Source organism: Xanthomonas sp. NCPPB 3583, from assembly GCF_041475715.2.
Classification (GTDB): Bacteria; Pseudomonadota; Gammaproteobacteria; order Xanthomonadales; family Xanthomonadaceae; genus Xanthomonas; species Xanthomonas euvesicatoria.
Genome location: NZ_CM191263.1, coordinates 2251688 through 2263577 on the forward strand (window position 1 = coordinate 2251688; position 11890 = coordinate 2263577).

General features: G+C 63.4%; 8 protein-coding genes. 1 reads left to right on the forward strand and 7 read right to left on the reverse strand.

The annotated features are described in order from the left end of the window. From ACCQ07_RS09915 to ACCQ07_RS09940, 6 genes are all read right to left on the reverse strand, one after another. Complete coding sequence (locus tag ACCQ07_RS09915) at nucleotides 1-1377, reverse strand: FliI/YscN family ATPase (protein ID WP_005918170.1); 1377 nt, start codon at nucleotides 1375-1377, stop codon at nucleotides 1-3. After that, a complete protein-coding gene (locus ACCQ07_RS09920) occupies nucleotides 1374-1994 on the reverse strand; it encodes a FliH/SctL family protein (protein WP_011347268.1) in 621 nt (206 codons plus the stop codon). The genes ACCQ07_RS09915 and ACCQ07_RS09920 overlap by 4 nt, the downstream gene beginning before the upstream one ends. Beyond that, complete coding sequence (fliG, locus tag ACCQ07_RS09925; RefSeq protein WP_372364041.1) at nucleotides 1991-2980, reverse strand: flagellar motor switch protein FliG; 990 nt, start codon at nucleotides 2978-2980, stop codon at nucleotides 1991-1993. Before fliG ends, ACCQ07_RS09920 begins: the two co-directional genes overlap by 4 nt. Before the next feature lie 10 nt (nucleotides 2981-2990). Next, nucleotides 2991-4715, reverse strand: coding sequence for a flagellar basal-body MS-ring/collar protein FliF (gene fliF, locus ACCQ07_RS09930; protein ID WP_011347269.1), 1725 nt, complete (start codon nucleotides 4713-4715; stop codon nucleotides 2991-2993). A 13-nt stretch (nucleotides 4716-4728) separates the two neighbouring features. Continuing rightward, a complete protein-coding gene (gene fliE, locus ACCQ07_RS09935; RefSeq protein WP_008574166.1) occupies nucleotides 4729-5100 on the reverse strand; it encodes a flagellar hook-basal body complex protein FliE in 372 nt (123 codons plus the stop codon). Nucleotides 5101-5320: 220 nt separating this feature from the next. After that, nucleotides 5321-8821, reverse strand: a complete 3501-nt coding sequence (locus ACCQ07_RS09940) for a glycosyltransferase (protein WP_372364137.1) — start codon at nucleotides 8819-8821, stop codon at nucleotides 5321-5323. A gap of 433 nt (nucleotides 8822-9254) precedes the next feature. Between ACCQ07_RS09940 and ACCQ07_RS09945 the strand changes: the two genes are divergently transcribed. Beyond that, the gene (locus ACCQ07_RS09945) at nucleotides 9255-10169 is read left to right on the forward strand and encodes a hypothetical protein (protein ID WP_139790253.1); all 915 of its coding nucleotides are present in this window, start codon (nucleotides 9255-9257) and stop codon (nucleotides 10167-10169) included. 336 nt (nucleotides 10170-10505) lie between these two features. Here the strand turns inward: ACCQ07_RS09945 and ACCQ07_RS09950 are convergent, their stop codons facing one another. Beyond that, nucleotides 10506-11876 carry a polysaccharide pyruvyl transferase family protein gene (locus ACCQ07_RS09950; protein WP_057681733.1) on the reverse strand — a complete coding sequence of 457 codons (1371 nt, stop codon included), beginning with the start codon at nucleotides 11874-11876 and terminating at the stop codon, nucleotides 10506-10508. Nucleotides 11877-11890 lie beyond the last annotated feature (14 nt).

An 11890-nucleotide genomic window follows, 5' to 3' on the forward strand; every position in this document is an offset into this window, starting at 1 on the left:
TTAGTTCTCGGGTTCGACCAGTTGTTGCAGGGCGGACAGGCTGTCGCTCAGGAGCGAGGCCTTGTGCACGTCCTGGCCGAGGAATTCGACGATTTCCGGCCAGCGCGCCAGCGCTTCGTCGGTGGCCGGGTCGCTGCCACGCTGGTAGGCGCCGATGGCGATCAGGTCGCGGTTGGCGGTATAGGCCGAGAGCAGCCGCTTGAGCTTGCGGATGCGCAGGCGCCAGGTGTCGTCGGCGATGTCCTGCACCACGCGGCTGACCGAGGATTCCAGGTCGATGGCCGGATACAGGCCGCTGTCGGCCACCCGACGCGAGAGCAGGATGTGGCCGTCCAGGATGGCGCGGGCAGCGTCGGCGATCGGGTCCTGCGGGTCGTCGCCTTCGGTCAGCACGGTGTAGAAGGCGGTGATCGAACCGCGCCCCTTGGCGCCGTTGCCGGCACGTTCCACCAGCGCCGGCAATTTGGCGAACACCGACGGCGGGTAACCGCGGGTGGTCGGCGGCTCGCCCACCGACAGGCCGATCTCGCGCTGCGCCTGGGCGAAGCGGGTCAGCGAATCCATCAGCAGCAGCACGTTCAAGCCCTGGTCGCGGAACCATTCGGCGATGGCGGTGGCGCGGTAGGCGCCATGCAGGCGCGCCAACGGCGGGCGGTCGGCTGGTGCGGCCACGACCACGGCGCGGCGCAGGCCTTCTTCGCCCAGGGTGGTTTCGACGAAATCGCGCACTTCGCGGCCACGTTCGCCGATCAGCCCGACCACGATCACGTCGGCCGAGGTGAAGCGGGTCATCATGCCGAGCAGCGTCGATTTACCGACGCCGGAGCCGGCGAACAGGCCCACGCGCTGGCCACGGCCGATCGGCAGCATGGCGTTGATGGCGCGCACGCCGACATCCAGCGAGGTGGTGATGGGCTCGCGCGCCAGCGGGTTGATCGACACGCCGGCCATGCCGATGCTGCCTTCGGCGCGGATCGGGCCCTTGCCGTCCAGCGGGGTGCCGTCGCTGTCGATCACACGGCCGAGCAGGCCTTCGCCCACTTCCACGCCGCCGCGGCGGCGCGAGGGCACCACCCGGGCATTGGGCAGCAGGCCATGCAGTTCGGCGCTGGGCATCAGGTAGGTGCGTTCGCCGGCGAAGCCGACCACTTCAGCGTCGACCCAGCCGCCATCGACCTCGACCTTGCAGGTCGCGCCCATCGGCGCTTCGCAGCCGGTCGCTTCCAGGGTCAGGCCGACCGCGCGGCGCAGGATGCCTTCACGGATCAGGGTGCGACCGGCGGTGGGCTCCAGGCCAAGGGTGCCCAGGCGCGTGGCCAGGCGCAGATTGCGTGCATCCAGCCAATCGGCCGGGGTGGCACCGAACAGGGCGCTCACAGGCCCGCTCCGGATTTGCGCATGACCGTCTCCAGCGCAGCCCGCAGGCGCGCGTCCAGGGTGCCGTCGATGCGCACGCTTTCGGCGTGCACACGCAGGTCGCCGCGGCTCAGGCTCATGTCCGGGGCCACGCGGGTGGTGCTGCTGGGCGCCAGATGCGGCAGCAGCGCGGTGATGTCGTCCGGGTGCAGGCGCACTTCGACCTCGCGGCCGGCGCCGCCAACCGCATCGACCGCCTCGCCGACCAGGTCGGCCAGCAGTTGCGGGTCGGCCTGGTAGGCACGGCCGACCAGCTGGCCGGCAATGCGCACGGCCAACTCGCCGAGCGCGCCGACCACTTCGTTTTCCAGCCGCGCCAGCGGGCGGGTGAAGTTGTCCAGGATGCCGTCGATCTGCGCGGTGAGGCGGCGCACTTCCGACTGGCCCTGGGCGAAGCCTTCGGCATGCCCACGCGCGAACCCTTCGTGCTGGGCGGCATCTTCGATGGCCTGGATCTCTTCCAGGGTCGGCGGGCGCAGCACCGGCTCGAGCATGGCCGGTTCTTCGTAGTCCGGTTCCGGCAGGGCCGGGACAAGCTGCAGGTCCGGGGCCAGCCAGCGGGTGACCACCTCGTTCATACCATGGCCTCCGCACCGGCGCCGCCCAGGCTGATGGCGCCTTCGTCAGCCAGGCGGCGGACGATGGTGAGGATTTCCTTCTGCGCCGCTTCCACGTCTGCAAGGCGCACCGGGCCGCGCGCTTCCATGTCCTCGAGCAGGATTTCGGCCGCGCGCTGGGACATGTTGCGGGTGATCTTTTCGCGCACCTTGACGTCGGCGCCGCGCAAGGCCAGCCCCAGGCGCTCGCCGGAGACTTCGCGCAGCAGCGTCTGCAGGCCGCGGTCGTCCAGGTCCACCAGGTTGTCGAACACGAACATCAGGTCCTGGATCTTGCCGGCCAGGTCGGCGTCGATCTTGCCGATCTCGCCCAGCACGCCCTGGTCGGCGCCGGTGTCCAGGAAGTTGAGGATGTTGGCCGCCACCTTGATGCCGCCCACGTTGGACGACTTCAGGTTCTGGTTGCCGGCGAATTGACGCTCCATGATGTCGTTGAGCTCGCTCAGCGCATTCGGCGGAATGCCGTCCAGGGTGGCGATGCGCAGCAGCACGTCGGCGCGGGTGCGCTCGGGCAGCAGCTTCAGCGCCTCGGCGGCCTGGTCGCTGTCCAGATGCGCCATGACGATGGCGATGATCTGCGGGTGCTCGTTGCGCACCAGGTTGGCGACCGCGCGCGGGTCCATCCACTTCAAGGTGTCCAGGCCGGTGGTGTTGCGGCCCAGCAGGATGCGGTCGATCAGCCCGCCGGCCTTGTCGGCGCCCAGCGCCTGGATCAGCACGTTGCGGATGTAGTCGTCGGCGCCCACGCCCAGCGAGGTCTTGCCGGCCAGTTCGCCGTTGAACTCGTCCATCACCTTCTCGACCTGGTCGCGCGAGATGCCGGTCATGGTGGCCATGGCGATGCCGATCTTCTGCACCTCCTTGGGGTCCATGTGCTTGAGCACTTCGGCCGCGTCGCTCTCGCCCAGCGACAGCAACAGCACCGCGGCGCGCTGCACTCCAGTCATCGGTTGTGTATCAGGCTTCACTGGCGACCCATCCCTTCACGACTTGTGCGACACGTTTTGAATCGGCTTTGACGGCCTCGCGCGCCAGGCGCATGCGCTCTTCGTAGGCGTCTGGCAGAGCGATCGGGGTCTTCTTGTCCTGACCGATCTGCGCGGTGTCTTCTTCCAGGCGGGGCATCAGGTCGTCGTCTTCGTCGACCATCCGCACGTCGGCGCTCTGTGGAGTGCCATCCTTGCCAGCCTTGCCTTGCTTGTCCTTGACCGCGGTCACGCCGGTGAGCTGACGCAGGGTGGGGCGCACCACACCGAACAACAGCGCCAGCACCACCACCGCACCGACCAGCAGGCGCAGACCGTTCTGCACGCGCGGGTCTTCCCACCACTTCGGGCCTTCCTCGCCCGCCACCGCTTCGCGCACGAACGGGGCATTCATCACCGACACCGTGTCGCCGCGTGCCGCATCGAACCCCACTGCCTGCTTGACCAGGCCTTCGATACGGGTGAGCTCGGCAGCGGTGAGCGGCTGTTCGACCATCTTGCCCTTGGCGCCGGGGCGCGGGACGTTGTCCAGCAGCACCGCCACCGAGACGCGCTTGATGCGACCGGCCGGCTGGCGGGTGTGTTGCAAGGTTCGGTCCAATTCGTAGTTACGCGTGGCGCTCTTGGAACTTTCGGTCGGCGTGGCCGGGGCCGCGGCCTGGCCATTGGCGGCCGCCGGGGTGCCCGGCGCGCCGGCCACGGCCGGTGCCGGCGGCTGGCCGGGGCTATTGCTGGTGGCGCCCGGAGGGCCCTGCGGGCCGGTGGCGCTGGTGCTGGTGTCGCTGACCTGCTCGCTGCGCAGCTTGGCCGGCTCGCCGTTGTAGAGCTCGCGGGCTTCTTCGACCACCGAGAAGTCCATGTCCACGCTGGTTTCCGGATTGACCCGGCCCGGGCCGGTCATCGGCTCCAGCAGCTCGCGGATGCGCTGGTTGTAGGAGCTTTCCTGGCGGCGCACCTGTTCGAACTGGGCGGCGTGCTGGGCCGCGTCGCTGTTCGGGTCGGCAATGGAGAGCATGCGGCCGCTCTGGTCGACCACGGTCACGCGTTCGGGGGTCATGTCCGGGATGCTGGACGCCACCAGATTGACGATGGCATCGACCTGGTTGCGCTCCAGGCCCTGGCCGCCGCGCAATTCCAGCACCACCGAGGCGCTGGCTACATCGCGCTGGCGGGTGAAGGCGCTGGGCTTGGGAATGGCCAGGTGCACACGGGCCTCGCGGACCGGGCGCAGGGTGCCGATGGTGCGCGAGAGTTCGGTTTCCAGCGCGTGCTGGTAGCGGGCGTTTTCCACGAACTGGCTGACGCCGAAGCCCGGGTCCTTTTCCATCAGTTCGAAACCGCCGCCGGTTTCCTTGCCGGTCAGGCCGGAGCCGGCCAGTTTGAGGCGGGCGTCGTACAGACGGTCCTGCGGCACCGAAATGGCGCCGGTGGCCTGGTCGATCTTGTAGGGAATCTGCGCGGTGCGCAGCAGGTCGGCCGCTTCGGCATTGCCCTTCTCATCCAGGCCGGTGTACAGCGACTGATAGCCAGGCTTCTGCGACCAGAAGAACACCGCCAGACCGGCCGCGACCGCCAGGGCGATCATCGCCATCATGGTCAGCTTGCGGGTGATCTGCAGGCTGCGGACACGGTCGAACCATTGCCCCGCCTTTTCGGCGTTCTGGTTCATGTTTTCTTTGCTGATCGCGAGTGCCATGTGTCGTCAACCTTTACAGCGGCATGTTCATGACGTCCTGATAAGCCTGGACGAGACGGTTGCGGACTTCCACGGTGGCGCGGAAGGCCACCTGGGACTGCTGGGAGGCGACCATGACCCGTGCCAGATCGGCATTGGGGTCGCCCATTTCGAATGCTTTGGACAGCGCGCCGGCCTTCTGCTGGGCCTCGTTGACGCCGCCGATGGCGCCGCGCAAGGTCTCGCTGAAGCTCGGTGCCTGCGTCGCCGGTGTTCCCTGTGCGCCGGCCAGGCCCTGGATCTGGTTGCCACGCGCCGCATCGCCCACCGCGCCCATCGGGCCTTGGCCCATCTGCGTCTGGTAGCTGCGGATCTGCGAGAGGATGGAGGTGACGGAATCGCTCATGGGTGCGGTCAGCCAGGGAGGCATCCACACCAATGCAAGCGGCGTGCCGAAATGGCGCCGGGATTCCGGCGCGGGGGCGTTCCGGTCGCGGCCGCGTCGCAGCGATTGGCTTGTTTTCTCCCGCAGCCAGGTGTTCCTTCTCCCGCCTGCGGGAGAAGGTGGCGCGCAGCGCCGGATGAGGGCAACCCGGTGGGTGGTCAGCTGAAGCAGCGCATCCGCATTAGTCCGGCAACCAGGCGGCCCGCCAGGTGTCCAGATTGCTGCCGCTGAGCATCCAGTCGCGCCGCACCACCTCGCGCAAGGCCGCACCTTTGGCGCGTGCTGCGTCCAGGTCGGCCAAGTGCTCGCGGATGGCGCCGATCCAGTCGCGGTAGCGGTTCTTCACCAGCGTCACCGGCAGGCTGCCCTGGTAGCAGCGCACGTCGCTGGCGATCACCGGATAGCCGCAGGCGCCGTACTCCAGGAGCCGCAGATTGCTCTTGCATTCGTTGAACAGGTTCTGCTCCACCGGCGCCAGCGCCAGATCCAGGTCCAGCGCCGCCAGCGCGGCGGGGTACTCATCGATCGGCACACCCGGCTGGAACTGGTGAATATGCTGGCGCAGCGCAAACGGGTACATCCCCATGAACACCCATTCCACTTCGCCGGCGAGCTCCTTCACCACGTCGGCAATCAGCTCCAGGTCGCCGGTATGGCTGGCGCCGCCAGCCCAGCCGATCCGCGGCTTGCCACCCTGGCGTTCGGCCCGCGCAGGCAGATGTTCCCACCAATGCGGCGGCAGGCGGTTTTCGGCCACGCGGATATCGCTGTGCAGCCCAGCAAACGCCTCGGCCAGGGCAGGGGTGGAGACCACGAAGCGGTCCACCATGCCGAGCCCGCGCCTCACCGTCTTCAGAATGTCCTTGGGCATGTGCTCGCGGTGCGCATTCTTCAGCGGCAAATTGGGCAGGTAATCGTCCAGCTCGTACACCTTGAATGCGCGCGACAACGCCTTCATCCGCCGCATCGCCTCTAGCCGCGCTTCGCCGACCTGGCGTTGCAGGATCACCACGTCGGGATCCTGGCGCGCAAGCTCGCTGATCTCCAAATAGCCGTTGAACAGCACGCCTTCGACCATGCCGGCTTCGCGCAGGGCGCGCAGCGGCTGGATTACCCGGTAGTGGCCGCAGCCTTCGATATCGGCGGGCAGGGCGATCATCGTCGGCAGCGGTCGCCACGACTGCAGCGGCCGCCAACTGGCGCACGGGTCGGCCAGCTGGAAGCCGGCGCCGGGATCCAGCGAGAAGCCCGGGTTGTAGGCCGGGTCGTTGGCCATCACCGGCAGCCAACGCGCATACATCGCTTCTTCGTCGAGTGCAGTGGCGGGTGGCGCGTCGGGCGGGTCGATCAGCAGCTGCGCGCGTGCGGCGTAGACATTGAGATAACCGGCCTGCTGCAGGCGCAGACATAGATCGACGTCGCTCCATTGCGCCAATGCCGGTTCCTGCGCAAAGCCGCCGGCGTCCAGGAACAGCTGGCGCGGCAGCATCAGGCATTCGCCACTGAGCGCGCTGTAGTTCTGATCCAGTTGCAGGCGCTGCAGATAGCCCGATTCGTCGAACGCCGCACCTGCGAAGGCGCGCGCTGCCGGTGCGCCCAGGCCTAGCAGCAGGCCGGCGTGATGCACAGTGCCGTCGCCGCGCAGCAGCTTGCCGGCCACCGCGCCGACCTCCGGGCGCAGCGCGTGGTTGAGCAGCTGCGCCAGCCAATCGGCCTTGATCGCTGCCGCGCCGGCCGCCAGCCACAGCAACACCTCCCCACGTGCCTGCTCGGCCGCCGCATTGCAGGCCGCTTCGCGCGAGGGCGCACCGTCGAAGCGCAGCACGCGGATCTGCTGCAGGCCGAGGTTGTCGATGCCCGCCAGCCAGTCGCGCAACCCCGGCTCGGCGCTGTCGCCGCGATCCAGCAACAGCAGCTCGTAGTGCGGGTAGCCGGTGTTGGCGAGCACGCTTTCCAGGCAGCGCTGCACCTGCGCCAGGCGTCCATCCACCAGCACCAGGATGCTGACCAATGGTTGCTGTGCATGACGGTAGTCCACCGCGTGCCTGCCGGGGCCGTTGCTGCTCACCACCGCGTCCACGTACCCGCGCGCGGCAAGATGGCGGCTGATGGCGCGCTGCTCGTCTTCGTCGCCATGCCGCGTGGTGGCCGATGCCACCAGCAAGGGTTCGGCGATGTGCTGGATGCAGGCCAGGCCGTAGCGTTCGACCAGCCCAAGCTGGTAATCCAGTTCGAAGGCGTCGCTCGTTTCGGTTGCAAAGCCGCCATCGGCCACTAGCGTCTGGTGCCGGAACAGCCAATGCCGCGACATCGTCGACGGTGAGCTCAGCAACATGTCCAGATACAGCGCCGGCCGCATCGCCAGCCCCAGCTGACCGCCGTCCAGCGCGACCACTTCATCGGCGTAGATGGCCTGACACGTGTCCGGCAGCGCGAGCATCTCCAGCGCCAGCATCAGCAGGCCGCTGGCGGTGAACAGGCTGCCGGCCTGGACCAGCAGCACCCAGTCGGTGGACTGTTGCGTGGCGATGGTCCGATTGAGTGCGGGCACCAAGCCGTCCGGACCGATCAGCACGCCGTACTCGCCGTGCTCGGCGGCCTGCTGCGGCGAGCTGCTGATCACCCAGGTCTGCTGGTTCCGATAACACGCCACCGCCGCCAGGCTGGCCTGGGTTGCGGCCACCGCCGCCGCATCGCCGTCGCTGTCGACCACCATCACTGCGATCCGCGGGCCGCCCGCATGCGCCTGCAAACGTGCATCGATCAAGGCGCGCTGCACGGTGCTGGGATGACGCACCCCCAACCAGGTGGCCGGCGACACGCGCTCGGCCATTCCTGCGCTCTGCATCAAGGCGTTGACCAGATCCACCGACTTGAACACCCGCGCCTTGTGCGGGCTAAGCGGGGCGACACGCACCTGGCGGTTGTCGCCGCCCTCGCGCCGCCAGCCGAGTTGGCGGATGCCCTGGCGCAGGTCGTCGTGACCTTGATCGCCGATACCGGGCTGATCGCGGCCGGCCTGACTGAACTGCGCACTGGACACGCGAAAATGCGTGAGCGGGCTGGACAGCAAGGCCAGGTTGCCGTGACGCAGCAGCTTGACGTAGATCGCCAGGTCGCCAACCCAGTGGATGGCCTTGCCGTTCAACATCATCAGCTCGCTACCCAGCGCCACCAGGTCGGCGCGCCGTGCAAGCACGCAACTCGGCTCGCCGATGAAGTTGATGGCATGGTCGGCCAGGAACGACACCAACTCCGGCCCATCGATCAGCACGTCCTCGGCAAACGGGAAGCTGGTGGCCAGGATGTCCGGCAACGGCGCACCGTCATCGTCGATCCGCAGCCGGCGCGAGGACGCCAGCGCGGTGCCGGGGTTGCGCTCCATTGCGCCGACCAGCTGCGCGACGCAGTCCGGCTGCAGCACGTCGTCGTCGTGCAGCAACTTGACGTACTCGCCCTGCGCCAGGCCGATCCCCTTGACCGTGCTGCCGAGTTCGCCGAGGCGGGGGGTATTGCGGTGGTAGCGGATCGGAAATGGGGCGTCAGCCAGCCTCGACGCCAGCACAGCCTCGATGGCGCCATCGGCGTTGTCGTCGCAGATCACCAACTCCAGCGCCGTGTAAGTCTGCGCCAGCACGCTGTCCAGCGCCTGCGCGAAATAGCGCGGCTTGTAGGTCGGCATGACAATGCTGACCAGAGTGGTAGAAGTCATGCAGAGCGGACCGTGTTCGAGGATTGGAGGACTGGGACTCATCGCATTGTCGAGGATTCGGCAACTAAGCGTATACAGGCAGCGGAGCCAGAGCGGTCCGTTGCTTGAAATACTCGTGCTTTGATCGCCTGCGCGAGGTGCTGAGTTCAGCAAAGCCTGTAATGCGCATATGCACGGATGCTGTGTTGAGGCGAATCCTCAACTGAGGACTGGTTCTCAATAATAGAATTAAGTCAATGATAAATTGAAGAAAGAGCAATTTTCCGTTGAATTTTTCCATTTAAATATAATGTCCGCTAACGGGGTATTGGCCTGAAAAAATCTCACGCTTCAATTGGAGTGATAGTGTCAAAAATTTTTAATATCATTTATTTTGAACTATAAATCCAGGGAATTTAACGCCATGTCTGATTCAATATCAGGTGCAAATATTTATGTGAAACGCGGAACTCGTGCGCAATTTGATGCTGCTGCCACAGCTGGTGAACTCGCTGCCAGCGAGCCGTATTTCATCATTGATGAAGGTCGGTTCGCGATGGGTACCAGTGCAAACAGCTATGCCACTTACGCCATTGCCTTGACTCAGGATTTATCTTTGTATGTCTCCAGCACCGGTAGTGATTCAAACGATGGGTTAAGCGCTGCGACTGCGTTTCAGACCATCCAGCGTGCTGTGAATGTAGTGAGGACGCGCTATTCATTATGTGGCTATACAGCGATTATCAATGTTGCAGACGGAACTTACATAGAAAATGTTTTGATGGGCAGCGTGGCAGGTGGCATCGTAAGACTTGTAGGTAGCACATCTGCTATTTGGCGTAACACAGCAGGATACCTCCTCACGGTTAGTGAGGGTAGCAGGGTTTCGGTGTCCGGTTTCACTTTTGGCGGCGGAGGTACAGTAAATGGCATATTGATTAGTAATAGAGCGTTGTGCAGTTTCCTAGGTGGTCACGTGTTTGCAGCAATGACCGGTTTCCAAATCGTCGCAATTTCCAATGGCGTCTGCTACGTCAACGGTAACTACAGTATCACTGGAGGTGGTATTTACCACTATGGGGTGTATGATGGTGGTCAGCTAATTATTGGTAGCATTACCGTTGCACTGACAGGTACGCCGGCTTTTACTGCCTTTACTAACGTTGGTCGCGTTGGTAGCATAAATGGCGGTGACAACGTATTTACATTCTCCGGGGCGGCCACGGGTCAGCGATATCAAATATACACAAATGGAGTGATTTGGATTAACGGAAAAGGTCCAAATGTCTTTCCGGGAAATGCAGCGGGATTCGTTACTGCCGGTGGTACTTATTACTGACGTCAGAATTTGTAAAGGCTGTTAGTTTGTGAAGACCAGCATTCCTCATTCAGAGGGGCGATTTCCAAGCTGGTGCGCTGCTAGCCCAGCTTGTCTACGCGCTGCCGGAAATCGGTATGACCTTACTCTTTAATGCTTATCTGGTTGCTGGTAGCGAACGGGGGGAGGGCGCTACCAGCAACTTGGACGCTACTACCGCCTCAATGGCGGCAGGGGCATCGGCGTCACAGGTCACCAGCTGCAACGCTGCTTAGGTTTGCGCCAAAACGCTATCCAGCGCCTGCGCAAAGTAGCGTGGCTTGTAGGTCGGCATGACGATGCTGACTAGATTCGATTTCACGTGGCTTTACCCGTAGATCGGCTGAGATAATCCAAATACTCCTTGCGCGTCAGCCCTGGATAGCGCCGTCTAAGGAGTTGGAATTTATCTACCAAGCGCCGAGACATCTCTCCGCCATGCTCTCTCCGAACAACGACTTCGCGGTCCAGATTCTCTACGAGTTCGGTGTAGGCTTCATGTAGCTCAGCTGCAACCGAGGGGCTAGTGCTTTTCTTTAGATCCGGAAATTCAAAACAAGGTTTTTCATGAGGCACAGTGCAAGGAACAAGGCCGACTGCGTCGAGAAAATCAAGAAATTCCTTGTACAAAACCGGGTAAGCGTTGTTCATTTCAGAGAGGTCGAGGTTCTCGAAAACTTCACGGATGTTGCTTCGGCTGTGAATGGTAGGGTCATAAGGGATGCGGAGGTATTCGCAAGTTTCCCTGGCCCTGGAATCCGGGTTGGTCACAATGGCGGGGACGCCGCTATTAATCGAGAGAATTCCGGAGTGAAGTCGGGTTCCAATCGTGAGGCAATGGTCGTTGCTTTTGAAGAACGTGGCCCATCGGCTGTAATCAGAGAAAAATTCCAGCCGTCCAGCCATGGCCTTGGCCAATAGTTGGAAGGACGTGGGTATTTCGTCGAGATTGAAAGGTTGCGCTGTGATGTTGCGGGTCGATGGCAGCGCTTTTTCAAGATAGAGCAAGTTGATGAAATACAATTCATCCTGCAGCAGATGGGATGTCCTCGGCAGCCCGGAATTGAAGAATGTGGCCGTAGTGATGACCTTGTCCGCATCCCACGGCTTTTTTTGCAGAGCCCGGGTGGGTCCGTTCTCGAAATAGCTCGGGCAGCCAATCACTCTGACGTTCTTTATGCCAAGGCTATTCAGGATCTCGGCGGAATAATTTCCGCGAACACCAATTAGCTTGGACTTTTCAGAGAGAAGGGAGAAATTTCGCTTTTGATTGGGGCTGAGGCGCTCGGCCAGGTTCGGGTCGTAGCCGTTGAATGAGTTCGCGCAAAGGCTCACCGGCACGATCGGGATCGTGATTTTTTCAAGAAAGTGCGTGATCCGCTCAACCGGGAGGCCCGAGAAGTCCTCCCGGATGTCATCCTTCATCGTCCAGACAAGATGCGAATATTTTTGGTTGATCTCTTCTGCAAGTTGATCGGAGAGCTTTGCCTCAAGCGCGTTAGAGATGTGGTCAACTTTCACCGGGCGCCCGAACAGCGCTTTCAAAAAACCGTAGGCGATATAGCCGTTTCCTATATTCTGGCCTCTGACATTGTCTTGGGACGGCCCCATGCCTTTCAGGAAATCCGAAATTTCCAGGGATTCAGGAAGAGCTGAGTTGAAAAGGAAAATCTTGCTTGGGTCAGTCATCGATCCGCTCATTT